This window comes from Nocardioides sp. J54 (assembly GCF_000519005.1).
Lineage (GTDB): Bacteria > Actinomycetota > Actinomycetes > Propionibacteriales > Nocardioidaceae > Nocardioides.
Genome location: NZ_JAER01000053.1, coordinates 1 through 24,593 on the forward strand (window position 1 = coordinate 1; position 24,593 = coordinate 24,593).

Below are 24,593 nucleotides of genomic sequence, written 5' to 3' on the forward strand. Positions count from 1 at the left end.
AGCCCGCGTTCGAGGGTGGCCTTGATCAGGCCGGGGATGAACCCGCCATCGCCGGTCAGCTCGATCTCGCCGGCGTCGATCTTGGCGAACAGCTCGTCCATCGCACCCGACGCTGCGAACTCGGCCGCAGCTTTCGCGCCCGGCATGTCCGCACGGTCAGCCCGTCGAGCAGCGGCGGCCTTCTTGTAGTCCGGTCGCCCGGTTCCTTCGGTCACAGCAGTCATCATCGTTCCTTTGCTGAGACCGACCGCTTACACAGACCATCTGACACCCCCGGCGACGAGGCGTTCGAGCTGCTTCCAGCCCACGTCGTCGACCGCTGCGTCGAGCTGGCGGTCCACGAACTCGGCCGCCTCGGGGCAGAGGGGGTGGGTGAGGTCCGCGATCCGCTGTGCCTTCCACGTGTCCACACGACCCGCGACCACGGCCCGGTAGAGGCGCGGGAGGCGCCATGCGCACTCGATCACCTGGCCGACGTAGGCACAACCGCCGATCGGTGAGCGACCGAGGACAGCGATGAGCTCCATCAACGCGAACTCCGACACGAGCGGGGCTCCCGGACCGGCGATCGGGACACCGGTGTCGACGACCCCGTCCAGCAGCGTCGCCGCACCTTCAGGGGAGTCGAGGGTGTTCTGGTCGGCCCAGGCGACGATGGCGATCCACTCCCGGACCTGGGAGGACTTCCGGGCGACGACCTCGGAGCGGATGTCGCCGAGGAGCTCGGTCACGGAGCGGCCGTCGTACTGGCCGATCGATGCGTGGTTCCCGAGCTCCATGACTGGATTCTTCCAGAGACGACCGACACTTTGATTCGCCGGAAACCCGCCTGTGGACTGGGGTTCTCCCGATTCTCTGTCCACAGTCCGTCCTCAAGGCCCGATGGTTTCGAGGCTCCTCGCTAGCGCTCGTCGCACCTCAACCACCGGGAGCTGGGTGCACGCCGAGACCAACACCGCCCTACCTACGACCCGCGAGCCGACCGCCGGACCGGACCACCTCCCCAGCCTTCTCGTCGCTGCCTTTCGGAACTGTGCCAGCTACGTGACCGCAGCCAGGCCGGGATCAACCACGCCCTACCTACGCAACTGCAAGCCGACCGCCGGACCCGACCACCTCCCCAGCCTTCTCGTCCCCCTCTCGTCGCCCGCTCTCCCGCTGTGCCCTCGCCGTCACCGCAGCCCATCCGGCAGCAGCCGCCACCCCGACGCCGTCCCGCCGCGACAACCCCCACCCGGCGCTGGGACAATCTCCCCATGACCGACCTCTCCACCGAGGACAAGAAGCTCGTCACCCTGGCCCGCGCGACGCGGGCCCGCATCCAGGCTGCCGAGGGGGCGGCCGTGCGGGACACCGACGGCCGGACCTACGCCGCGGCGACGGTCGACCTGCCGTCGCTGCAGCTGAGCGCGGTGCAGGCGGTGGTCGCGGCGGCGGTGTCGTCGGGGTCGACGGGCGTCGAGGCGTGCGTGGTGCTGGGGGACGCGGGGGAGCTCATCGAGCCGGACGCGGCGGCGCTGAGGGACTTCGCGGGCCCGTCGGGGGTCACCGTGCACGTGGGCGACGCCCGCGGCGCGATCGGCGAGACCCGCACCGCCTGACCCGCACCGCCTGACCCGCACCTCCCGACCGGGCGCCGCGCGCCGGGCGTGAGAGGCGTCGGAAAATGTCAGCCCGGATGTCACCGGTCTGGAGTAGGTTCGGACCGTGGCAGATCGAGGCTGGCACCAGCACCAGGCAGCCGTGGCACGACTCGCAGCGTCCTGCTCCGCGATCCCGGCGGGGCAGGCGGTGCGCCTTGCCAAGCGGACCACCAACCTCTTCCGGGCCCGGGCAGAGAGCACGGCGCCGGGTCTGGACGTGTCCGGGCTCGACGGGGTGATCGAGGTCGTGCCGGACGGTCCCGACGGGCCGGTGGCCGAGGTCCAGGGCATGTGCACCTACGAGGACCTCGTCGACGCGACGCTGCCGCACGGCCTCGTGCCGTACGTCGTCCCGCAGCTGCGCACGATCACCCTCGGCGGCGCCGTGACCGGGCTCGGCATCGAGTCGACCAGCTTCCGCCTCGGCCTCCCGCACGAGTCGGTGCTGGAGATGGACGTCTTCACCGGAGCCGGCGAGGTGGTCACCACCCGGCCGGGTGACGACCTCTTCGACGCGTTCCCGAACTCCTACGGATCGCTCGGCTACGCCACCCGGCTGCGGATCAAGCTGGAGCGGGTGCCGTCCTTCGTCGCGCTGCGGCACCTTCGCTTCGACGACGCCGGGCTGATGGCCAAGACCCTGGCCGAGATCGCCGCCGCGCAGGAGCACGACGGGGAGCCGGTGCACGGCCTCGACGGGGTCTCCTTCTCGCCGGGGGAGCACGTGCTCACCCTCGCCCGCTGGACCGACGAGCCGGGGCCGACGTCCGACTACGCCGGCCAGGAGGTCTACTACCGCTCGCTGCAGCGCTGCGACCGCGACCGGCTCACCGCCTACGACTACCTGTGGCGTTGGGACACCGACTGGTTCTGGTGCTCCGGCGCCTTCGGGGCGCAGAACCCCCGCATCCGCCGGTTCTGGCCGCGCAGCCTGCGCCGCTCCGACGTCTACATGAAGCTGCTCCACCTCGACCGCCGCTTCGACATCGCCGACCGACTCGACCGCCGCGCCGGCCGCCCGCAGCGCGAGCGGGTGGTGCAGGACATCGAGGTGCCGGTCGAGCGGCTCGCGGAGTTCCTCACCTGGTTCGACGAGGAGGTCGGGATGCGGCCGGTGTGGCTGTGCCCGCTCGTCGCGACCCGCGCCTGGCCGCTCTACCCGCTCGAGCCCGGCCGGCTCTACGTCAACGTCGGGTTCTGGGGGACCGTCCACGTCGGTCCCGACGCGGTGAACGCGCCCAAGAACCGCGCCATCGAGGCCAAGGTCCACGAGCTGGGCGGCCACAAGTCGCTCTACTCGGAGGCGTTCTACGACCCCGAGACCTTCGACCAGCTCTACAACACCAGCCACCTCGCCGCGGTGAAGCGGTGCTACGACCCGGACGACCGACTCACGACCCTCTACGACAAGGCGGTGAAGCGTCGATGACGAGCAAGGGAATCGCCCCCACGATCGCGTCCCTGTTCCCCGGCGGCCTGCCGTTGTGGCTGCGCGCCTACGACGGCACGGAGGCGGGTGACACCAGCCAGCCCTATGGCCTGGAGCTGGTGAACCAGCGCGGCCTGTCCTACATCCTCACCGCGCCCGGCGACCTCGGCCTGGGGCGCGCGTACGTCGCCGGTGACCTGGTGCTCCACGGCGTGCACCCCGGCGACCCCTACGAGGCGTTCTCGCTGCTCAAGGACCACACCGACTTCGGCCTGCCCGGTCCGGTGAAGCTGGCCGAGGTGCTGCTGGGACTGGGGCTGTCCAACCTGGTGCCACCGGCCCCGCCGCCGCAGGAGCACCTGCCGCTGTGGCGGCGCCGCGCGGAGGGCCTGCGCGGCCTCACCGCCTGGGGCCGGCACTCCCAGCAGCGCGACGCCGACGCGATCCACCACCACTACGACGTCTCCAACACCTTCTACGAGCACGTCCTCGGGCCGTCGATGACCTACACCTGCGCGGTGTACCCGACCGGGGACGCCACCCTCGAGGAGGCGCAGGAGCACAAGTACGACCTCGTCTGCCGCAAGCTCGGGCTGAAGCCCGGCCAGCGCCTCCTCGACCTCGGCTGCGGCTGGGGCGGCATGGTCCGCCACGCAGCCCGGCACTACGGCGTCAAGGCGCTCGGCGTGACGCTGTCGCGCGAGCAGGCCACCTGGGCGCAGGAGGAGATCAAGGCGCAGGGCCTCGACGACCTCGCCGAGGTGCGGCACATGGACTACCGCGACGTCACCGAGACCGGGTTCGACGCGGTCAGCTCCATCGGCCTCACCGAGCACATCGGCGTGGACAACTACCCGGCGTACTTCGGCTTCATCGCCGGCAAGCTCAAGCCCCGGGGGCGCCTGCTCAACCACTGCATCACCCGCAACAACAACCGCGGCAAGCCCACGGCCGGAGCCTTCATCGACCGCTACGTGTTCCCGGACGGCGAGCTCGCCGGGTCCGGGACCATCGTGCGCGCCCTCGAGGACGCCGGGCTCGAGGTGCAGCACCACGAGAACATCCGCGAGCACTACGCCAGGACGCTCGCCGGCTGGTGCCGCAACCTCGCGGAGAGCTGGGACGCCTGCGTCGCGGAGACCGACGAGGGCACCGCCCGCGTCTGGGGCCTCTACATGGCCGGGTCGCGGATCGGGTTCGAGCGCAACGAGATCCAGCTCCACCACGTCCTCGCGACCAAGACCGTGGACGGGGACAGCGGCTACCCGCTGCGGCACGAGTTCTGACCGTCCGGGTCGTCGCTGCGGGACCATGGTCCCGAGTTGCGCCGGATCGGTCTCCGCCCGTTCCCCACCGCTGAGAACCTTCACCACGACCGGGTGCCGAGCTGACGGCACACCGAGCGTCGAAGGAGTGCGGTGCAAGTGGTGGGTCCTGCGTGGGTTCGACGTGGCCGGTCCGCAGCGTTGCTGGGCATCACCCTGCTGGTGGCGACGACCCTGCGCACCGACGTCGGCGAGATCGTCGACGCCTCCTCGCGCGTGCGCTGCACGATCATGGGCACGCCGCGGGCTGACGTCCTCGTGGGCACCCCCCGCGACGACGTCATCTGTGGCCTCGGCGGCGACGACCGCATCGACGGCCGCGGCGGTGACGACCTGATCCTCGGTGGCGCGGGCAACGACGTCCTCGTCGGCGGTTCCGGCAACGACCGGCTGCGCGGCCAGGGCGGCCACGACACGCTGCGCGGCGGGGCGGGCCACGACCGGTTGTGGGGCGGCCCGGGGCACGACGTCCTCGACGGCGGCGCCGGCAACGACCGGCTGGGCGGCGGCTCCGGGGCCGACCAGCTCCGCGCGGTGGACCAGCGAGGGTTCCGCGACCTCGTGGTGTGCGGCACCGGCACCCCGGACCGGGCGCTGGCCAACCCACGCGACGCGGTCTCCCGTACCTGTGAGTCGGTGCGGCGTGCCAACCCGACCACGACGAAGCCGAAGCCCCCGGTGGTGAAGACCCACGCCCCGGTTGCGGTCGACGACACGGTCGAGGCGGTCGAGGACACCGTCCTCGACCTGCCAGCAGCCGGCGCGGGCAGCCCGGTCGCCAACGACACCGACGCCGACGGCGACGTCCTGCGTGTCAGCGCGGTGAGCGCCGCCTCCGGCGGGACCGTCGCCCTCAGCGGTGGCACCATCACCTTCACCCCGGCGGCTGACCTGTGCGGCCCCGCCGCCGGACGGTTCGACTACACGGTCAGCGACGGCACCGGCCGCACGGACGCCGGTCGCGTCACCGTCGACATCTCCTGCGTCGATGACCTCCCGGTCGCCCACGACGACGAGGCCACCGTCCTCGAGGACGCCGCCCCGACGACGATCTTCGTCCTGGCCAACGACGTCGACGTCGACGGCGACCCGCTGGTGATCGCCGACGCCACGCAGCCCGCCCACGGCACGGTCGTGGTGACGCCGTACGGCGTGAGCTACACGCCCGACGCCGACTACTGCAACGACCAGTCCGACGAGGACCCGGACTTCTTCCTCTACCGGCTGGCCCCGGGCCTCTCGACCGCGCGGGTCGACGTGACGGTCACCTGCGTGGTCGACCCGGCCGTCGCGGACGACGACGCCGCGACCCTGGCCGAGGACGCCGGACCGACGTCGATCCCGGTGCGTGACAACGACGACGCCCGCGAGGGCGAGACCGTGATCGTCAGCACGACCGCGCCGGGCCACGGCACGGTGCAGATCGTCGACGACGGCCTCGGCCTCACCTACGAACCCGACGCGGACTACTGCAACACCCCGCCGGGGACGACGCTGGACGCCTTCACCTACACCCTGCGGGGCGGTTCGACCGCGACGGTGCTCGTCACCGTCACCTGTGTCGACGACGCGCCGGTGGCGGTGGACGACGCGGCGACCCTGGCCGAGGACGCGGGTGCCACGGCGATCGGGGTCCTGGCCAACGACACCGACGTGGACGGTGGTCCGAGGTCGATCGGCTCCGTGACGCAGCCGGCGCACGGCACCGTCGTCATCACCGGTGGTGGCACGGGCCTGACCTACGAGCCGGACCGGGACTACTGCAACGTCCCGGGCACGCCCGACACCTTCACCTACACCCTCGCCCCGGGTGGCTCCACCGCGTCGGTGGCGGTCGACGTGACCTGTGTGCTCGACGAGCCGGTGGTGGGCGCCGACGACGTGACCGTCGCCGAGGACGCCGGCGCGACGGTGATCGACGTGCTCGCCAACGACGTCGCAGGGGACGACCCGCTCGTGGTCGTGTCGGTGACCCAGCCGGCGAACGGCACGGCAACCGTCCACGCCTCCGGGACGTCGGTGACCTACCGACCCGACGCGGACTACTGCAACGCGCCGCCGGGATCGCAGCCCGACGTCTTCGTCTACACGCTGGCCGGGTCGGGCGCCACCGGCACGGTCCGCGTCACCGTCACCTGCGTGGACGACGCGCCGGTCGCGGTGGACGACGCGGCGACCCTGGCCGAGGACGCGGGTGCCACGGCGCTCGGGGTCCTGGTCAACGACACCGACGTGGACGGTGGTCCGCGGTCGATCGGCTCCGTGACGCAGCCGGCGCACGGCACCGTCGTCATCACCGGTGGAGGCACGGGCCTGACCTACGAGCCGGACCCGGACCACTGCAACGTCCCGGGCACGCCCGACACCTTCACCTACACCCTCGCCCCGGGTGGCTCCACCGCGTCGGTGGCGGTCAGCGTGACCTGCGTGAACGACGCCCCGTCGGCGCCGGCGCGGTCCCTCGGCGGGTCCTCCGCGGCCGTCGCCAACACGACCTACCTCTTCGACGGTCCGGCGGCGGGCGCTCCTGCCGTGAACGGGCCCCAGAAGCTCGTCGTGGGCAACCTGCTGGGCGAGGCGACGGACCCCGAGGGTGACACCGTCAGCATCGTCCCCGGCACGCTGACCACGTCCGGCGGCGGCACCGTCGTGGTGGAGAGCGACGGCACCTTCGTCTACGAGCCGCCGGTCGGCTGCGGCACCAGCGACGCCGTCGACATCACCATCACCGACGACGCCGAGGAGCCGGCGACCGGCACGTTGAGCGTGACCATCGCCCGGACCGGCTGTGTCTGGTACGTCTCCAACGACGCACCGGGGGACTCCGGGACCTCCGCTGCTCCGTTCAACACCCTCGCCCAGGCGCAGGCCGCCGCGACCGAGGGCAGCACCATCTACGTCTTCCACGGCAACGGCAGCACCACCGGGTACGACGCCGGCATCGTCCTGCGGGACGACCAGGTCCTCGTCGGGGAGGCTGCCCCCCTCGTGCTGGGCGGCACGACCCTCGCGGAGGGCGACCTCGCCCGCCGACCCATGCTCACCAGCACCAGCGGCGACGTGGTCGCCCTGGCGTCGCGGAACACCGTGACCGGCGTTGGGCTCGCCCCCCAGGGGGCCTCCAGCGGCATCGCAGGCGGCGCCGGCGACACCGGCGGCACGCTCACGGACGTGGTCGTCGCCGACACCGGCGTGGTCGCGACCGAGCCGGCGATCGAGCTCGTCGGCACCTCCGGCCAGTTCGTGGTGCAGGACCTGACCGTCGTCACGCCCGCCGTCGGCATCCGCCTCGCGTCCAACACCGGTCGGGTCGTCCTCGACCCGACGGGCACGATCTCCGTCTCGTCGACCGGGGCGACCGCGGTCTCCGTGGTGTCGACCGACCTCGGCACCAGCACCTTCGACGTCGTGCAGGCCTCGGGCTCCAGCACCGGGGGCATCACGCTGACCAACACCTCCGGCCAGGTCACCTTCGCGGCCGTGTCGCTCGCGACCAGTGGCGTCACTCCTGCGCTCGGACTCACGAACGCCGGTGACGTCACCGTCTCCAGTGGCACGATCACCGCGTGGGGCGGGCCGGCGCTGAGCCTGGCCAGCACGCCGAACGCCGCGGTGCACCTGGACGCGGCCTCCTCCGCCAGCAGCAGCGGCGGCGGCATCAGGGTCGCGAACGGCGGCACCGTGTCGGTCGTCGCCGGGACCGTCTCCGGGCACCTCAGCCCCGCGGTCGACGTCACGGGCGGCGCCGGCGACGTCACGTTCGGTGGCACGATCGGCGACGGCCCGGGCCAGAGCCTGAGCGTCACCAGCCGCACGGGTGGGACGGTCACCGTCGGTGCCGTGAGCGACGGCCCGGACGCGGACGGCCGGATCTCCCTCGACGGCAACAGCGGGGGTGCCACGGTCGTCGGCGGCCCGGTCGTCCTCGCCACCGGCGCCTCGCCCGCGGTCAGCATGACCAGCAGCCCCGGTCACCGCCTCGAGCTCCGCGGTGGCGGGCTGGGCGTCACCACGACCACCGGCAACGGCATCCAGGCGCACGGCGGTGGCACGATCACCGTGACCGGCACCGGCAACCGCGTCACCACCACCGGCGGCCGCGCCGTCAGCGTGGTGGGGACGACCATCGGCGACGCCGGCCTGACGCTCGAGAGCGTCCACGCCGACGGCGGCACCAACGGCATCGTGCTCGACGGCACCGGCGACCTCGGGTCCCTGAAGGTCACCGGCAGTGGCGGCACCTGCGCCGACGCGAGCACCGCCGGCTGCACCGGCGGCGAGATCCGCTCGACGACGGGCCACGACGACAGCAGCGCGGTCCCCGTCGGGACCGGCGTGGTGCTGCGCAACACCCGTGCGCCCGACCTCCAGCGGCTGTGGATCCACGACCACGCGAACTACGCGATCCGTGGTTCCGGGGTGCGGGGCCTGACGCTGGCGAACAGTGTCATCAACGGCACCAACGGCACCAACGACGCATCGCCGTACCGCGACGGCGCCGTGGTCCTGGAGAACCTGACCGGTTCGCCGTCGGTCACCGACACCCACGTCGGCGGCGGGTGGGGCGACAACCTCCGCGTCGTCAACGACGCCGGGTCGCTCGACCGACTCACGCTCCTGCGGCTCAGCCTCGGCGGCGGTCCCGCGGGCCCGAGGAACGACGCGGTCCAGCTGGTCTCCCAGGGTGCGGCCTCGGTCTTCAACGTGTCGATCACCGACAGTGACTTCCGCAGTGCCGCCGGCGACCTGCTGCAGCTCAGCCACGGTGCCGGGACCGGAGACGTGTCGGTCACCACCAGCCGCTTCAGCAACGACCACGCCGAGGTCGCCACCGGCGGTGGTGGGGTGAGCTTCAACCAGTCCGGGAGCGACGGCGGGCTGCGGCTCTCGGTCACCAGCAACCACTTCCGCGACGCGGACGGCCCCGCGGTGCTCGTCACCAAGGGGCCGGGCTCGGCGGCCCAGGACGGGACCTTCGCCGGCAACAGGATCGGCGTGGCCGGGGTGGCGGACTCGGCATCGCGGTCGGGCTCCGGCCTCAGGCTGCAGCACGTCGACGGTGGCGCGAGCCGCTGGAGGGTCGCGGACAACACCATCCTCGGCTACGGCAACCACGGCATCGAGGTCGTGGCCGGAGGCGGTGCTGCGACCCCGGGCACCGGGACCGTGGACGCGACGCTGACGAACAACGTGGTGGGCCAGCCCGGCACCTCGCCGGACGCCGTGAAGCAGGGCATCCACTTCAACATCGGCACCAAGTCCGGTGACGCCTTCCAGGCCTGTGCGGTGATCACCGCCAACACGGTCGTCGGCAGCGGTGCGGGGGACCCCGTGAGCGACATCCGGTTGCGCCAGCGCCAGGCGACGACCTTCCGCCTCCCGGGGTACGGCGGCGCGGGGACGGACGAGGCGCAGGTGGAGTCCTGGCTGGCCTCGCTCAACGCCACCGGCGGCCTGCCCACGGTCGACGTCGTCGCCACGGCGACCGGCTTCACCGGCGGTGGACCGTGCGCCCTGCCCCAGCCGTGAGACCCGTGACGAGGAGACCCGAGATGACCTGCCTGTCCAGCGCCGTACCCACCGGGAGGGAAGCACGTGGCTGAACCGTTCCTGTCGGAGATCCGGCTGATGTCCTTCGTGTTCGCCCCCAAGGGGTGGGCGCTGTGCAACGGCCAGTTCCTGCCGATCAACCAGAACCAGGCGCTGTTCTCGCTGCTGGGCACCACCTACGGGGGGAACGGGCAGACCACCTTCGCGTTGCCCGACCTGCGGGGACGCGTCCCGATCCACGCCGGTGCCGGGCACGCCCTGGGGGAGCGCGGCGGCGAGCAGGCACACACCCTGACGGTCCACGAGATGCCCCAGCACACCCACGCGCTGCGCGGGTCCAGCCGCGCCACCGGCGGCTCCGCCGACCCGCAGGGGCGCGTCCTCGGCGGAGGGCAGAACGTGTACCGCCCCGGGTCGCCCTCGACCCCGATGGAACCGGGGTCGGTGACGAGCGCCGGTGGGTCGCAGGCGCACGAGAACATGCAGCCGTTCCTGACCCTGTCCTTCTGCATCGCGCTGCAGGGCATCTTCCCGAGCCCGACCTGAGGAGGCGGACGTGGCACAACCCTATGTCGGCGAGATCCGCATGTTCGCCGGAAACTTCGCCCCTGCCGGCTGGATGTTCTGCGAGGGCCAGCTGCTGCCGATCAGCGAGCACGAGACCCTCTTCCAGCTGATCGGCACGACGTACGGCGGCGACGGTGAGTCGACCTTCGGCCTGCCGGACCTGCGCGGCCGGGTCCCGATCCACCAGGGGAACGGCTACCTCCTGGCCGAGACCGGTGGGGTCGAGCAGGTCACCCTCACGCAGGCGCAGATGCCGGCGCACACGCACATGCTGGCGGCGAACGGTGGCCAGCCGGGCACCGAGGCGGGCCCCGCGGGCAATCAGCTGGCGATGTCGCTCAACGTCACGCCCTACGTGCACGACGCCCCTGACACGCCGATGTCGGCCCAGGCGATCGCTTCCGCGGGCGGCAGCCAGCCGCACACGAACCTGCAGCCCTACCTCTGCGTCGACTACATCATCTCGCTCTTCGGGATCTTCCCGTCGCCCACCTAGGAGCACCCCCATGGCCGATCCCTTCGTTGCGGAGATCCGCATCTTCCCCTTCAACTTCGCCCCACGCGGCTGGGCGTGGTGCGACGGGCAGCTGCTGCCGCTGTCGCAGAACACCGCGCTGTTCTCGCTGCTGGGCACCACCTACGGCGGCAACGGCAAGAGCAACTTCGCCCTGCCCGACCTCCAGGGGCGGGCCGCGATGCACCCCGGTCAGGGGCCGGGCCTGAGCCTGCACGACCTCGGCGAGGCCGGCGGCTCGGAGACGGTGACGCTGCTCGAGTCGGAGCTCCCGAGCCACTCCCACACGGCGCGGGCCTACCGCAGCGACGCCGCCGACACGAACGTGCCCGCGCCGACCACGAGCGTCGCCCGCTCGTCCGGGGGTGCGCTCTACCAGGACACGTCCGACACCAGCCTGGCGCCGGACGCCCTCCAGCCGGTGGGTGGCGGCCAGCCGCACAACAACATGCAGCCGTACCTCACCTTCTACTTCAACATCGCCCTCCAGGGCGTCTTCCCGCCCCGGAGCTGACCGTGGCCGCCACCGACCTCCTCGCCGGCGTCAGCCTCCGTCCGACGACCCCGGACGACCGCGAGTTCCTCGTCGGCCTGTACGCCGACACGCGCAAGGCCGAGCTCGACCAGGTCCTCTGGCCCGAGGGTGCGCGCGACGCCTTCGTGCGGATGCAGTTCGACGCGCAGGACGTCCAGTACCGCGGGGCCAACCCGCAGGGCACGTTCGACGTCGTCGAGGTGGACGGCGTCCCCGCCGGCCGGCTGTACGTCGACCGGCGAGCGAGCGACATCCGGATCGTCGACGTGGCGCTGCTTTCGGAGTTCCAGGGGCGGGGCATCGGCGGCGCGCTCGTCCGCACGGTGGTCGAGGAGGCTGCGGCCTCGGGGCGCACGGCGAGCATCCACGTCGAGGTGCACAACCGGGCCCGTGCGCTCTACGAGCGCCTCGGGTTCACGCCCGTCGAGGAGCGTGGCCTCTACCTGCTGCTCGAGTGGCGGGCCCCGTGAGCGGGACGGCCTCAGGCGTAGACGGCCTCGTACTGCATCACGTCGCCGCGCGGTCCGACCGGGACGAGGAAGGTCTCGAACGTCCCGAGCCTCGCGTGCCTGAGGGTGCGGGTGGCCTGCGGCAGCACCGGTGCCACCGGGCCGTGGAAGAGCAGCGAGAACTGCTGTCGCGGCGTGCCGCCGGGGCCGGCGCCGCCGACCTGCGGGCTGAGCGCGGCCTGCGCCAGCGTCAGCGCGAGCACCTCCCCGTCGGGGAGCACGAGGTCGAAGCCGTCGCCGACCAGGCCCGCGAAGTCGTCATGGGTGAGCCACTCAGTCACCCGCGAATGCTAGTGCGGCCCCGCCGCAGCGCCACCAGGAGGATGTCTTGACCAGCACAGTGATCCGCACCGAGAACGACCTCACCCGGCGCACCGTGCTGGGTGCCGGCGCCACCGCCCTCGCGGCGGCGGTCGTCGCCGGCCCGGCACCGGCCGAGGGCGCGGCAGCCCGGGCGACGACCCGTGCCGTGTCGCTCTACCGGCGCAAGCGCTGGGCCAAGCAGCGTCGCCGCTCCTTCCTCGTGACCGGCCCCGGGGTCAAGCTGCGGATGACGCTCACCGCGGTCCGCAACATCCCGCACACCACGGCGGGGTCACAGCGCAGCTTCGAGCTGGTCTTCCGTGCCTCGCGCCGCGGGCCTGAGTCGGGGACGTTCGACCTCAAGCGCAGCCGGTTCGCGCGGACGTCGCTCTTCCTCGTCCCGACCGACGAGACCCGCCGCACCTACCGGGCCACGGTCAACAACCGCTGACCACGGCCGGGTGCGGGTGTCCTAGCCTTGACCGCGTGAGCACCCGCGCCCAGCAGTACGCCGCCGACGTCGTCGCGCGGGAGCAGGTGACCCCGCACCTCGTGCGGCTCACGCTCGACGTCCCGGGCTTCGTGTCGACCGGCATCCCCGACGAGTGGGTCGGCCTGGTCGTGCCCGGGCAGTACCAGAGCCGCTACTACACCGTGCGCTCGATCGACGGCTCGCGGCTGGTGCTCGACGTCGTCGTCCACCCGGTCGGACTGGTCACCGAGTGGGCCTCCGGCGACCCGGTCGGCCAGCAGGCGACGATCACCGAGCCCAAGGGCTCCTTCGACCCGCCGGCCGAGGCCGGCTGGCTGCTGCTCGTCGGCGACCTCACCGCCCTGCCCGCCATGGCGCGCATCGCCGCCGAGCACGGCGGACGGCTGCCGACCCGGATCGTCGCCGAGGTGCCGCTCGACTCCCGCGTCGAGGGCTACTTCCCCGACGGCGTCGAGGTGACCTGGCTGCCGACCGACGGCCCCAGCCGTCTCGCCCAGGTCGTCGAGACGCTCGACTTCCCCGACGGCCCCGGCTACTTCTGGATGGCGGGGGAGTCCGCGCAGATGCGCGCCATCCGCAAGCACCTCATGCGTGAGCGCAAGCTCCCGAGCGCCGAGTACGACGTGATGGGCTACTGGCGCTCCGTCGCCCAGCGCCAGCCGCGCGCCGTCGACCCCGGGCCGATCTGGCGCGCGGGCAAGGCGGCCGGCAAGTCCGACGAGGAGATCTGGGCCGACTACGACGCCGCACAGGAGGCCGGGCAGTGAGCGACGAGCGCGACGAGCACGAGACCAGCGAGGTGGCCGAGGACCAGGGCACCGGGGAGCCGGAGCAGGACCTCGACGACGACCTCGACGACCTCGACGACCTCGACGACCTCGACGAGGACGACGACGAGTTCGACGAGGACTTCGGCGCCCTGCCGCCGCCCGCCGCGCCGTTCTTCGACTCCGCCGAGCGTGCCGAGGGCCACCGCAGCGGCTTCGCCTGCTTCGTCGGGCGCCCCAACGTCGGCAAGTCGACGCTGACCAACGCGCTGGTCGGGCAGAAGATCGTCATCACCTCCGACAAGCCCCAGACCACCCGCACCGTCGTCCGCGGCATCGTGCACCGCCCCGACGGCCAGCTGGTCCTCGTCGACACCCCCGGTCTGCACCGACCGCGCACCCTGCTCGGCGAGCGCCTCAACGACCTGGTGAAGACCACGTGGGCCGAGGTCGACGTCGTCGCGGTGTGCTTCCCTGCGGACGAGAAGATCGGCCCCGGTGACCGCTTCCTCGTCACCGAGCTGGCCAAGGTGCGTCGTACGACGAAGGTCGCGGTCGTCACCAAGACCGACCTTGCCTCGCCCGAGCGGATCGCCGAGCACCTGCTCGACGTCGTCGCGCTCGGTCAGGAGACCGGCACCGAGTGGGCCGAGATCGTCCCGGTGTCGTCCGTCGGCGGCGACCAGGTCGACCTGCTCGCCGAGCTCCTCGTCGGGCTGATGCCGGAGGGCCCGCCGCTCTACCCCGACGGCGACCTCACCGACGCGCCCGAGGAGGTCCTCGCCGCCGAGCTGATCCGCGAGGCCGCCCTCGACGGCGTCCGCGACGAGCTCCCGCACTCCATCGCCGTCGTGGTGGAGGAGATGGGCCTGCGCGAGGGTCGCCCCGACGACAAGCCGCTCCTCGACATCCACGCCAACCTGTACGTCGAGCGCGACTCGCAGAAGGGCATCATGATCGGCCGCAAGGGCGCCCGCCTGCGCCAGGTCGGCACCGTCGCCCGCCAGCAGATCGAGGCCCTCCTCGGCACCCCCGTCTACCTCGACCTCCACGTGAAGATCGCCAAGGACTGGCAGCGCGACCCCCGCCAGCTCCGCAAGCTGGGTTTCTAGCTCGTTGCCGCGCGCCCAGTGGCCTCCAGCCGCTGGTCGAGTCCGCCCGGCGGCCAGCCCTCTGCCGGTGGTTGAGGTGCGACGAGCGCTAGCGAGGAGCCTCGAAACCTCCGGGCGTTTCTGGCGGGCTGTGCCCGACACAGTCCGGCAGACCGGTGCCACTGGTTTCGAGGCTCGGCGCTGGGGCGCCTCGCACCTCAACCAGCGGCAGACGGTCGGTGTTCGCTTCGTCGTACTCCCGGTGGTTGAGCCTCGAAACCTCCGGGCCTTCCTGGCGGGCTGTGGTGGGCACAGTGGGGTGCAGCGGGGCCGCTGGTTTCGAGGCTCGGCGCTGGGGCGCCTCGCACCTCAACCAGCGGCGGCGCGTGGTCGCGGGCTCCACCGGCGGCTGGCCGTCCTACGACTGGTCAGGCGCCCAGCAGCGGCCGAACATCTGGCCCATGTCCCACTGCTCCCTGGTGGGCCACTCGTAGCCCCACTCGAAGGCCAGCGGGTCCTCGGCGATGTCGGCGGCGGCGTCCTCGCACTGGGTGCGGCCGGCGGCGCGGACGCGGCGCTCGCCGGGGTAGCGGCCCTGGTCGAAGACGACGACGTCGATGGCGCGCCAGGCGTGCTTGTCGGAGCAGAGCACGCGCTCGAAGTTCTTGGCGTCGGGGGCGGCGGTGCCGCACATGGCGAAGCGCTCGCGGCTGCGCGGTCGGTCGAGGGCGCCCTTGAGGGTGCGCTTGAGCTCGGCGAGGCGGGAGGAGCCGGCGAGGACGACGGCGTCGCAGCGGTACCAGTCGGCACCGGCGTCGGAGTCCTCGACGGTGGGGGTGAACCAGACCGGGCGGATCATGCTGAGGCGCAGCCGCCGGAGGTTGCCGCCAACGTACTCGGTCAGGGCCTGCGGGCAGGCGCTGGCGACCTGCTCCTGCACCCGGTCGGAGTCGACGGCGAGCAGGTGGCCGTCGACGTAGGCGTCGATGGTGCCGACGGCGACGGTCTCGCTGGTGTGCGCGGTGGAGCACGCGACGGGCTCCACCTCCGACGTGGGTGCGACGGCCGCGTCGAAGGGCAGCTTGTAGCAGGCACCGACGGCCGGGGCGGGCGGCGGCTCGGGGGCCGGGGTCTGGGTGGCGACGGGCTGGTCGTCCTTCGAGCTGGGCTCGTCGCCGCTGCACGCCACGAGCGAGGTGGCGAGGACGGCGGCGAGCGCGCCGGTGAGGGCGCGGCGGACGGACCGGGGGAGTCGGGAGGTCGTTGGCACGGTCGCCTACTTGCTGGTCTTCGCCCAGCACACCGACCGGCGGACGCCGGCCTTCCACTCGGCCTGGTGGAAGAAGGTGAAGCCGTACTCGAACTCGGAGGGGTAGTTGAGCCACGCCTTGACGGAGTTGGCGCAGAAGGAACGGGTGCGCGACTCCATCACCCGGTCGCCGGGGTAGTCGTCCTCGGGGGCGCCGAGCTTGACCGTGGTGACCGCGCGCCAGTCGTGCTTCTGCGAGCAGGGGACCTTCTCGCCCTCGGCGACGGTCCGGCCGACGGCACAGCTGAGCCAGCGGTCGTTCGGCCGGCCCGCGAGCATGCCGCGCGCGGTCTCCGGCAGCGGGCGGTACTCCGCGCTGGCGCTGTTGCCGCCGACGACGTCGCAGCGGTACCAGCGCGCGCCCTTGTCCCACGCCTTCTCGGAGGGACGGAACCAGGCCCAGCTCAGGGTGGTGCGCAGCACCAGGCTCTCGTCGGCGCCGACGAACTCCGCGAACGCGGTGGAGCAGGTGCGGTAGGCGTAGGTGCCGAGCCCGGCGTCGTCGTACGCGGCGTCGTCGAACTCCTCGGGCAGCTCGCCGACCGCGAAGGTCTCGGCGGTGTGCCGCTCGGAGCAGGGCACGGTGCGCGTGGCGTTGGCGGGCATCGCGACGTCCTCGGGGCTGAGGTCGCGGCACACGCCGGAGTCCGGCATCGCGGTCGAGTCGACGAGGTCGGGGTCGGTGTTCTCGCCCTGGGCGTCGGAGCTGCAGGCTGCGAGGACGGTGCCGAGGACGGCGAGCGCGAGCAGGAGGACGGCACGCTGCAGCGTCATCCCAGCCCCTTTCGTCCCGTCGCCCCGCCAGCCGGCTGCCCGGTCGTCCGGCCCGACCGGTCCTCCGGTCAGCCTGCGAGCAGTGCAGCGATGGTAGCGCCCAGCGTGTAGGCGTCCTCACGGGCAGCGGCGTCCACCTCGCCGAGCACGCCGAGGACCTCGTAGCCCTGCTTCCAGCCGAGGGCACCGACGATCGACTGCACGGATCGCTGTGCCCCGGTGAGGTCGTAGCGGCCGTGCAGCCAGAGCCCGTACGGACGTCCGGCGGTCGCGCCGGCGCCGTCGGCCGGGGCGCCGCTCGGGTCGAGCGCCCCGCCCACGGCGAGGAAGGTCGAGTCGAAGAAGTGCTTGAGCGCGCCGCTCATGTAGCCGAAGTTCGCGGTGGTGCCGAGCACGTAGCCGTCGGCGGCCAGCACGTCCTCGGCGGTGGCCTCGAGCGCCGCCCGGACCTCCACCTCGACGGTGCCGGCTGCCTGGACGTCCTCGTCGCCCGCGCCCGCGACGACCTGCTCCAGCAGCGCCTGCATCGAGCGGCTGGGGGAGTGGTGGACGACGAGGAGGCGGGCCACGCCCCCACCCTAGGTCGGGCGTCCCCGGGCGGCGACGCGGGTGCTGGTTGCGGTACAGTGGCCTCGTCATGATGCGAGTCCTGCTTCTTAGCGGCCGCAGCGAGGTCTGACCCGAGCCGGACCCCCTCGCTGCGGAGTGAGTCGCGCGCCCGGCGCCTGATCCAGACTCAGACACGAACCCAGCCGAGGAAGTCATGACCAACCAGCGCGTCACCATCCCGAACCAGCAGCCGAGCGGGATGCCGTTCCACCGCTACACCGCCTTCGAGCCCGTCACGGTCCCGGACCGCACGTGGCCGGACCGGAAGATCACCCAGGCCCCCCGGTGGCTGTCCACCGACCTGCGCGACGGCAACCAGGCGCTCATCGACCCGATGACGCCGTCGCGGAAGCTGAAGATGTTCGAGCTCCTCGTGAAGATGGGCTACAAGGAGATCGAGGTCGGCTTCCCGGCGGCCAGCCAGACCGACTTCGACTTCGTGCGGCTGCTGGTCGAGGAGGACCGGATCCCCGACGACGTACGGATCTCCGTGCTGACCCAGGCCCGCGAGGACCTGATCGCCCGCACCGTGGAGTCCCTCCAGGGCGCCGACAAGGCGACCGTGCACCTCTACAACGCCACCGCCCCGCTGTTCCGGCGGGTCGTCTTCGGCGTCACGGAGGCCGAGTGCATCGCGATCGCGACGCGCGGCACCGAGTGGGTGATGAAGTACGCCGAGCAGATGCTGGGTGACACCGACTTCGGCTACCAGTACAGCCCCGAGATCTTCACCCAGACGCCGACCGACTTCGCGCTCGAGGTCTGCGAGCGGGTCTCCGACGTGTGGCAGCCGGAGGAGGGGCGCGAGATCATCCTCAACCTGCCGGCGACCGTCGAGATGTCGACGCCGAACACCTACGCCGACCAGATCGAGTACTTCTCGCGCGGCCTGACCCGCCGCGCCCACTCGGTGATCAGCCTGCACCCGCACAACGACCGCGGCACCGCGGTCGCCGCGACCGAGCTGGGCATGATGGCCGGCGCCGACCGCGTCGAGGGCTGCCTGTTCGGCCACGGCGAGCGCACCGGCAACGTCGACCTGGTCACCCTGGCGATGAACCTGTTCAGCCAGGGCATCGACCCGATGGTCGACCTGTCCGACATCGACGAGGTCCGGCGCACGGTGGAGTACTGCACCCAGCTGCCGGTCCATCCGCGCCACCCGTACGCCGGCGACCTGGTCTACACCGCGTTCTCCGGGTCGCACCAGGACGCGATCAAGAAGGGCCTGGAGGACCTCGACCGGATCGCCGCGGAGCAGGGCAAGCCCGTCTCCGAGGTCCCGTGGGAGGCGCCGTACCTGCCCATCGACCCGAAGGACGTCGGCCGCACCTACGAGGCGGTCATCCGGGTCAACAGCCAGTCCGGCAAGGGCGGCGTGGCCTACGTGCTGAAGGCCGAGCACAGCCTCGACCTGCCGCGCCGCGCGCAGATCGAGTTCAGCCGGGTCATCCAGCAGCACACCGACAGCCAGGGTGGCGAGGTCACGCCGGAGGAGATCTGGGCGATCTTCCGGCAGGAGTACCTCGACCGCGAGGAGCCCTACAGCCTGGTCGCCTTCTCCTCGACGACCGACCAGGACGGCGACGACCGTCAGGAGGTGCAGCTGCGCGTCCGCGACGAGGAGCGCACCTTCACCGGCATGGGCAACGGCCCGGTCGCCGCGTTCGTCGACGGCATGCGCCAGGCCGGCGCGGACATCCGGGTGCTCGACTACGCCGAGCACGCGCTGTCCTCCGGCGGTGACGCGGTCGCCGCGGCCTACGTGGAGTGCGAGATCGCCGGCGAGATCCTGTGGGGCATCGGCATCCACCACAACATCGTCACGGCCTCGCTGCGTGCGGTCGTGTGCGCGGCGAACCGTGCGCAGGCGACGACGATCCCGGCGACGCCGATCGAGCCGGTCGGCTGACGCCGGTGGCGGGACGGGCGGCCCTGGCCTCCGAGCAGGTGGGCCAGTTCTTCGTCGAGGGGCCGCGCGGGCGCGACCGCCTCGAGTTCACCGAGTACGGCGCCGGGGAGGCCTGGGTCGTGCTCGTCCCGCCGCTGCTCGTGCCCCGTCGGGTGCACGACCACGCCGCCCGCACCCTCGCGGCGTCCGGGCTGCACGTCCTGGTGCTCGACCCGCTCGGGCACGGCGGCTCGGACAGCCCGGCGGACCCGCTGGCCTACTCGGTCACCGCGTTCGGCCGGCAGGTCGTCGCGCTGCTCGACCACGTGGGCGCGTCGCGGGCCGTCGTCGGCGGCAGCTCGCTGGGTGCCAACGTCGCGCTCGAGGTCGCGGTGCGGGCCCCGGAGCGGGTCGCCGGGCTGCTGCTCGACGGCCCGGTGCTCGACAACGCGCTGGCCGCCCAGCTCGCGGTCCTCGGGCCGGCCATGTACGCCGCCCGCTTCGCCCCGCTCCCGTTCCGCGCGCTGCGGCTGGCGTCGCGGCCGGTGCCGGAGCGGCTGCTGCCCGAGTGGTTGCGGTTGGCCCGGGAGACCCTCGACCAGCGTCCCGCGACGGTCGCGGCGGTGATCCACGGCGTGCTCTTCGGCCCGATCGCCCCCTCCGCCGAGGACCGGGCGGCGATCACCGCCCGCGCCCTGGTCGTCTCGCGGCCCCGCGACCCGTTCCACCCCGTCGGCGACGCGGAGATGCTCGCCCGTGAGCTCGCGGCCGCCGAGCTGGAGCGGGCGCTCGTGCCGCTTGAGTGGCGCCGCCGCCCCGAGCGGATCGACCTCGTGGTGACCCGCTTCGTGCGGGAGTGCTCGCGCGGCTCGCTGCGCGGGCGTCGTACCCGCTCGTCGTAGGCGCCGGCTCCGGGTGCCGCGGGTCGTGTGGCGCGCGTCACTCCTGCGGACCGGCGGTTCGGCGCGTCCCGCCGGGTGAGAGCCGGGAGGATCACGCCCCATGACCCCCGACAGCCCCGTCCGCCGCGTCCGTCGACGTGCGACGCTCCGCCACCTCGTCGTCGCACCCGCCCTCGCCGTCGCCCTGCTGGCCACGACCGGGGGAGTGGCCTCGGCGCAGACGTGGCGCCACGACGACGCCGTGCGCGACGTCCGGTCGGGCGACTTCGACTCGGAGTGGGGGACGCTGTCGCCCCAGCGCAAGGCCGGGGACGTCACCCGGACGACGGTCAGCCACACCCGCTCGCGGCTCGTGGTCCGGATCGCCATGCGGGCGGTTCCCAGCGGCAGCTCGTTTGTGATGGCGACCGTGCGCACCCCGCGCACGTCGTACGACGTCACCCGCTTCCGGATGGCCGGGATCGGCACGACGGTCGTGCTCGAGAAGACCAACGGTGCCGGCGGGGAGCTGCGCTGCCGTGGCCTGTCCGCACGCGTGCGTGGCAAGGCCCTCGAGCTGTCGGTGCCCCGACGCTGCATCGGCAAGCCGGCCTGGGTCCGCGTCGCCGCCGGCGTCGTGGTGCTCCAGGGGGAGGACGCCGTCCACGTCGACGACGCGCTGCGCCGCGGGGTCGGCAGGGACCTGCGGCTCTCCCCGCGGGTCCGCCGGGGCTGACCCGCCTCAGCCGCCGACCTTGTGCGGCATGTTGCGCACCTCCTCGTGCATCCGTGCACGGACGTTGGCGCGCAGCTGCACGGCCGACTCGCGGATCGCGTCGGAGATCAGCTCGTGCACCCGCGGGTCGGCGAGGCCCTCCTGCATGATGCGGAAGACGGTGTCGCTGACCAGGCGCACGATCTCGTCGTGGAAGGGCACGAACCGCAGCCGGCCAGCGGCCTGGTCCTCGCGGATCAGCTCCACGATGAGCGCGTCGAGCTCGGCACGGTTCTGCTCGATCGCGGCGGAGACGTGCTCGGCGTAGTTGCCGGTCTGCACCACGGCGATCACCTCGTCGAGCACCGCGACGGTCACCGGGCGCCGGATGATGTCGACGATCGTGTCGGCGAAGCGGCCGGCGAGGTACGCCGCCGCGCGGTCGCCGTAGGCGCGGTCGGCGGCGCGGCCGAGGCGGGCGACGATGACCACGATCCGCAGCAGCCGGAACGAGCGGAAGGCCGGGTCCGAGAGCGGGACCATGCCGATCACCTCGTACCAGTACGAGCGCAGGAACCGCCAGCCCAGCCGGGAGCGCCGCCAGCGCCAGACGAACTCCAGCGCGAAGACCCCGCAGATCGCGTAGTCCGCGCGCACCACCCTGCGCTCCACGTCGGGGCTCACCTCCCAGAAGGTGATCCACACCAGCAGGGCGACCGACACGACGGCCAGGAGCAGCATCAGCCAGTCGACGACGGTCACCGGGGGAGCGGACGGCCTGCCGACGCGGCGGGCCGGCCCGCTGCCGTACGGGGTGGCGGGAGGTTGTGTCGCTGCCATGGGCGCACAATAGGACCGTGGTCCTCTACCGTGACGAAGCGATCGTGCTGCGCACCCACAAGCTGGGTGAGGCCGACCGCATCATCACGCTGCTGACCCGCGACAACGGACGGATCCGTGCGGTCGCCAAGGGTGTGCGCCGGACGACCTCTCGCTGGGGGTCGCGGCTCGAGCCGTTCACCCACGTCGACCTCCAGCTCGCCGAGGGCCGCAACCTCGACACGGTCACCCAGGCCGAGACCCGCGGGGCCTACGCCGCGTCGATCGGCCTCGACTACGACCGCTACACCGCCGGCACCGCGATGCTCGAGACCGCCGAGCGGCTGGTCGTCGAGGAGCGGGAGCCGGCCCGTCAGCAGTTCGCGCTGCTGCTCGGCGGCCTGAACGCGATGGCCGGCGGGCACCGCCAGCCGCGCCACGTCCTCGACTCCTACCTGCTGCGGGCACTGGCGATCGCCGGCTACGCCCCGGCGTTCGTCGACTGCGCCCACTGCGGCCGACCACCGGTGACCGCCACCGGCGAGCTGACCCACCACCGGTGGTTCAACCCCTCGATGGGCGGCGTGCTCTGCTCGACCTGCCGGATCCCCGGCTCCGCCGCGCCAGCCCCGGAGACGCTCACCCTGCTCGGTGCGCTGCTCGCCGGCGACTGGACCGTCGTCGAGGCCGCCGAGTCGCGGCACGCGAAGGAGGCGACCGGCCTGGTCGCGGCGTTCGTGCAGTGGCAGCTCGAGCGCGGCCTGCGCTCGCTGGCCTACGTCGAGCGCTGAGCGACGGCGCTGACAGACTGGTCCCCGTGACCCGCGCCTCCCGTCGTACCCGCGCCGCCGCTGCGGCGAGCGCCCGCCGTGCCGAGCCGCTGCCGCCGACCCCGCACCCGTCCGGTGCCCGCCCGCCGCAGATCCCGGCCGAGCTGGTGCCGAAGCACGTCGCGATCGTCATGGACGGCAACGGCCGCTGGGCCAAGGAGCGCGGGCTGCCGCGCACGCGCGGCCACGAGGAGGGCGAGTCCAGCCTCTTCGACGTCGTCGAGGGCGCGATCGAGATCGGCGTGAAGGCGGTCTCGGCCTATGCCTTCTCCACCGAGAACTGGTCGCGCAGCCCGGAGGAGGTGAAGTTCCTGATGGGCTTCAACCGCGACGTGGTCCGGCGCCGGCGCGAGGAGATGCACGAGCGTGGCATCCGGGTGCGGTGGGCCGGCCGCGCACCGCGGCTGTGGAAGTCGGTCATCGACGAGCTGCGCACCACCGAGGAGCTCACGAAGCACAACGACGTCCTCACCCTCACCATGTGCGTGAACTACGGCGGGCGCTCCGAGCTCGGCGACGCCGCGCGCGCCCTGGCCCGCGACGTCGCGGCCGGCAAGGTGAACCCCGACCGCGTCGACGACCGCACGCTGGGGCGCTACCTCTACGTCCCCGAGCTCACCGACGCCGACCTGATCTGGCGCACCTCGGGGGAGCAGCGGCTCTCGAACTTCATGCTCTACCAGGCGGCGTACGCCGAGCTCGTCTTCAGCGACGTGCTCTGGCCCGACGTCGACCGCCGCCACCTGTGGGCGGCCATCGAGGAGTACGCCCGGCGCGACCGCCGCTTCGGTGGCGCGCAGCCGAACCCCACCTGATCCGTCGAAGGTTTGTCCGATCGACGGAGCACATGGGTGAGACGGATCACGACACCCCGGGACTGAATACCCACACAACTTGCCGAACCCTCACTAAGTTGTTCCCTTGACACGTGTCAAGGGCTCGTCATGGGGATGGCCCTGCGCCGGACGCGCGGGGTATGGGTCTGAATCGTCCGTGGTCGCTGCGCGACCGCGGACAGAGTCTTGAGGGAGACCATGATGATCCGTGCTGCAGTCAAGCTGCTGCTCGCACTCGCGCTGACGCTGGGAGGCGTCGCCACGATCGCCGGCCCCACGCCGGCCCTGGCCGCGGAGACCACCGCGGTCGACTGCTCCGCCACGGCGAAGCGGGTGACCAACATCAAGAACCGGGTCACGATCGGCAAGACCCGTGAGGCCGCTGCGGTCAAGCGGATGAAGAAGCTGAAGACGAACGTCGTGAAGCTCCAGCGCGGCGTCAAGGCGCACCGGACCCCGAAGAAGGTCCGCAAGCTCCGTGACGCCCGGGCCAGGCACAGTGCCTCGGTCGTGCGGGTGAAGACCATCCGCAAGAACATCCGCAACAACCGCGAGGCCCTGACCGCCGCGCGCGTCGCGAACAAGGTCTGCAAGTCCGCCGCGACGCCGGAGCAGGCCGAGCAGCAGCTCTTCGACCTCCTCGACACCCTCGGCCTCAGCCCGCTCGTCAAGGCCCTCGGCCTGACGTGGGTCCTCGAGAACCTCGGCGTGATCGACCTGCTCGAGATGCTCGGCCTCGCCGACGTCCTCGAGGGCCTCGGCCTCGGCAGCCTGATCGGCCGCTGACACCAGCACCCCGTCCGCGACGACCCCTGGGAACGCTCCACCCGGGGGTCGTCGCCTGTTTTTCGGCGCGAGCGTGTCGCCTGTCGACGGAAGCCGCACGGGCAGTTGCGTCCGGTGGGTGGCACAGTCCGCCTGGCGGCAGGCCTTGGGTTCGCTGCGGCCTGACTCCCGGTGGTTGAGGTGCGAGGCCGCCCGCGGCCGAGCCTCGAAACCTCCGGGCCTGTCAGGCGGACTGTGGTGGGCACAGTCCGGTGCACCGGGGCCACTGGTTTCGAGGCTCGGCGCTGGGGCGCCTCGCCGTGCTGATGGCGCGAGCGTGTCGCCTGTCGAGGGCTGCGCGCAGGCCTCGACAGCTCGGCCCGCACTTGCCCTCGACGCGCCTTCGGCGCGGGCGCCACGCTGCCGCGCGCGCCGTTG

Annotated in this window: 23 protein-coding genes and 1 pseudogene; 17 read left to right on the forward strand and 7 right to left on the reverse strand. The window is 72.4% G+C overall.

Annotated elements, in window-relative coordinates; translation table 11 throughout:
- Together NOCJ54_RS29660 and NOCJ54_RS0121040 are read right to left on the reverse strand one after the other, a co-directional pair.
- Positions 1-146 (reverse strand): annotated as a pseudogene (locus NOCJ54_RS29660) (IS256 family transposase); the annotation flags it as partial.
- Positions 147-251: 105 nt separating this feature from the next.
- Entirely contained in the window at positions 252-779 is a 528-nt protein-coding gene (locus NOCJ54_RS0121040; RefSeq protein ID WP_028657049.1) for a hypothetical protein, read from the reverse strand.
- 477 nt (positions 780-1,256) lie between these two features.
- Here NOCJ54_RS0121040 and NOCJ54_RS27470 point away from each other — a divergent pair, with 477 nt between their 5' ends.
- The 8 genes from NOCJ54_RS27470 to NOCJ54_RS0121080 all read left to right on the forward strand — a co-directional run bounded on the left by NOCJ54_RS27470 (position 1,257) and on the right by NOCJ54_RS0121080 (position 12,033).
- Positions 1,257-1,601 carry a hypothetical protein gene (locus tag NOCJ54_RS27470; protein ID WP_036519181.1) on the forward strand — a complete coding sequence of 115 codons (345 nt, stop codon included), beginning with the start codon at positions 1,257-1,259 and terminating at the stop codon, positions 1,599-1,601.
- Between the two features lie 142 nt (positions 1,602-1,743).
- Positions 1,744-3,072: an FAD-binding oxidoreductase gene (locus tag NOCJ54_RS0121050; protein ID WP_232221854.1), complete on the forward strand. Its 1,329-nt coding sequence runs from the start codon at positions 1,744-1,746 to the stop codon at positions 3,070-3,072.
- Positions 3,069-4,358 carry an SAM-dependent methyltransferase gene (locus NOCJ54_RS0121055; protein WP_028657051.1) on the forward strand — a complete coding sequence of 430 codons (1,290 nt, stop codon included), beginning with the start codon at positions 3,069-3,071 and terminating at the stop codon, positions 4,356-4,358. The genes NOCJ54_RS0121050 and NOCJ54_RS0121055 overlap by 4 nt, the downstream gene beginning before the upstream one ends.
- 201 nt (positions 4,359-4,559) lie before the next feature.
- A complete protein-coding gene (locus tag NOCJ54_RS0121060; RefSeq protein WP_157514991.1) occupies positions 4,560-9,926 on the forward strand; it encodes an Ig-like domain-containing protein in 5,367 nt (1,788 codons plus the stop codon).
- Positions 9,927-9,992: 66 nt separating this feature from the next.
- Entirely contained in the window at positions 9,993-10,493 is a 501-nt protein-coding gene (locus tag NOCJ54_RS0121065) for a phage tail protein (RefSeq protein WP_028657053.1), read from the forward strand.
- 10 nt (positions 10,494-10,503) lie between these two features.
- Positions 10,504-11,010: a phage tail protein gene (locus NOCJ54_RS0121070; protein WP_028657054.1), complete on the forward strand. Its 507-nt coding sequence runs from the start codon at positions 10,504-10,506 to the stop codon at positions 11,008-11,010.
- Between the two features lie 10 nt (positions 11,011-11,020).
- Complete coding sequence (locus tag NOCJ54_RS0121075; RefSeq protein ID WP_028657055.1) at positions 11,021-11,542, forward strand: phage tail protein; 522 nt, start codon at positions 11,021-11,023, stop codon at positions 11,540-11,542.
- 2 nt (positions 11,543-11,544) lie between these two features.
- On the forward strand, positions 11,545-12,033 hold the full coding sequence (locus tag NOCJ54_RS0121080; RefSeq protein WP_051486240.1) for a GNAT family N-acetyltransferase: 489 nt from the start codon (positions 11,545-11,547) through the stop codon (positions 12,031-12,033).
- 11 nt (positions 12,034-12,044) lie between these two features.
- On the opposite strand, the gene NOCJ54_RS0121085 is transcribed toward NOCJ54_RS0121080, so the two are convergent.
- Complete coding sequence (locus tag NOCJ54_RS0121085) at positions 12,045-12,353, reverse strand: DUF6916 family protein (RefSeq protein WP_028657056.1); 309 nt, start codon at positions 12,351-12,353, stop codon at positions 12,045-12,047.
- 47 nt (positions 12,354-12,400) lie between these two features.
- Between NOCJ54_RS0121085 and NOCJ54_RS0121090 the strand changes: the two genes are divergently transcribed.
- The 3 genes from NOCJ54_RS0121090 to era are packed head-to-tail and all read left to right on the forward strand — an operon-like array spanning position 12,401 to position 14,747.
- The gene (locus tag NOCJ54_RS0121090; RefSeq protein ID WP_157514992.1) at positions 12,401-12,826 is read left to right on the forward strand and encodes a DUF6916 family protein; all 426 of its coding nucleotides are present in this window, start codon (positions 12,401-12,403) and stop codon (positions 12,824-12,826) included.
- A gap of 35 nt (positions 12,827-12,861) precedes the next feature.
- On the forward strand, positions 12,862-13,635 hold the full coding sequence (locus NOCJ54_RS0121095; protein ID WP_028657058.1) for a siderophore-interacting protein: 774 nt from the start codon (positions 12,862-12,864) through the stop codon (positions 13,633-13,635).
- A gap of 32 nt (positions 13,636-13,667) precedes the next feature.
- The gene (gene era / locus NOCJ54_RS0121100; protein ID WP_198020296.1) at positions 13,668-14,747 is read left to right on the forward strand and encodes a GTPase Era; all 1,080 of its coding nucleotides are present in this window, start codon (positions 13,668-13,670) and stop codon (positions 14,745-14,747) included.
- A gap of 397 nt (positions 14,748-15,144) precedes the next feature.
- Here the strand turns inward: era and NOCJ54_RS0121105 are convergent, their stop codons facing one another.
- The 3 genes from NOCJ54_RS0121105 to NOCJ54_RS0121115 all read right to left on the reverse strand — a co-directional run bounded on the left by NOCJ54_RS0121105 (position 15,145) and on the right by NOCJ54_RS0121115 (position 17,378).
- A complete protein-coding gene (locus tag NOCJ54_RS0121105; RefSeq protein WP_028657060.1) occupies positions 15,145-15,996 on the reverse strand; it encodes a septum formation family protein in 852 nt (283 codons plus the stop codon).
- 6 nt (positions 15,997-16,002) lie between these two features.
- Positions 16,003-16,809: a septum formation family protein gene (locus tag NOCJ54_RS0121110; RefSeq protein WP_028657061.1), complete on the reverse strand. Its 807-nt coding sequence runs from the start codon at positions 16,807-16,809 to the stop codon at positions 16,003-16,005.
- A 68-nt stretch (positions 16,810-16,877) separates the two neighbouring features.
- Positions 16,878-17,378 (reverse strand): flavodoxin family protein, encoded by a 501-nt coding sequence (locus NOCJ54_RS0121115; RefSeq protein WP_028657062.1) that lies wholly within the window; start codon positions 17,376-17,378, stop codon positions 16,878-16,880.
- 194 nt (positions 17,379-17,572) lie between these two features.
- Between NOCJ54_RS0121115 and leuA the strand changes: the two genes are divergently transcribed.
- The 3 genes from leuA (at position 17,573) to NOCJ54_RS0121130 (ending at position 20,926) form a co-directional block, all read left to right on the forward strand.
- On the forward strand, positions 17,573-19,330 hold the full coding sequence (gene leuA, locus NOCJ54_RS0121120; RefSeq protein WP_028657063.1) for a 2-isopropylmalate synthase: 1,758 nt from the start codon (positions 17,573-17,575) through the stop codon (positions 19,328-19,330).
- 5 nt (positions 19,331-19,335) lie between these two features.
- Positions 19,336-20,211: an alpha/beta fold hydrolase gene (locus NOCJ54_RS27475; RefSeq protein ID WP_186449975.1), complete on the forward strand. Its 876-nt coding sequence runs from the start codon at positions 19,336-19,338 to the stop codon at positions 20,209-20,211.
- A gap of 100 nt (positions 20,212-20,311) precedes the next feature.
- The gene (locus NOCJ54_RS0121130; RefSeq protein WP_028657064.1) at positions 20,312-20,926 is read left to right on the forward strand and encodes a hypothetical protein; all 615 of its coding nucleotides are present in this window, start codon (positions 20,312-20,314) and stop codon (positions 20,924-20,926) included.
- 6 nt (positions 20,927-20,932) lie between these two features.
- Here NOCJ54_RS0121130 and NOCJ54_RS0121135 read toward each other — a convergent pair whose 3' ends face one another.
- Positions 20,933-21,745 (reverse strand): ion transporter, encoded by an 813-nt coding sequence (locus tag NOCJ54_RS0121135; protein WP_157514993.1) that lies wholly within the window; start codon positions 21,743-21,745, stop codon positions 20,933-20,935.
- A gap of 17 nt (positions 21,746-21,762) precedes the next feature.
- Here NOCJ54_RS0121135 and recO point away from each other — a divergent pair, with 17 nt between their 5' ends.
- The 3 genes from recO (at position 21,763) to NOCJ54_RS0121150 (ending at position 24,176) form a co-directional block, all read left to right on the forward strand.
- On the forward strand, positions 21,763-22,515 hold the full coding sequence (recO, locus tag NOCJ54_RS0121140) for a DNA repair protein RecO (RefSeq protein ID WP_028657066.1): 753 nt from the start codon (positions 21,763-21,765) through the stop codon (positions 22,513-22,515).
- Positions 22,516-22,604: 89 nt separating this feature from the next.
- Positions 22,605-23,369 (forward strand): isoprenyl transferase, encoded by a 765-nt coding sequence (locus NOCJ54_RS0121145; RefSeq protein WP_028657067.1) that lies wholly within the window; start codon positions 22,605-22,607, stop codon positions 23,367-23,369.
- A 222-nt stretch (positions 23,370-23,591) separates the two neighbouring features.
- Positions 23,592-24,176 carry a hypothetical protein gene (locus NOCJ54_RS0121150; RefSeq protein WP_028657068.1) on the forward strand — a complete coding sequence of 195 codons (585 nt, stop codon included), beginning with the start codon at positions 23,592-23,594 and terminating at the stop codon, positions 24,174-24,176.
- Positions 24,177-24,593 lie beyond the last annotated feature (417 nt).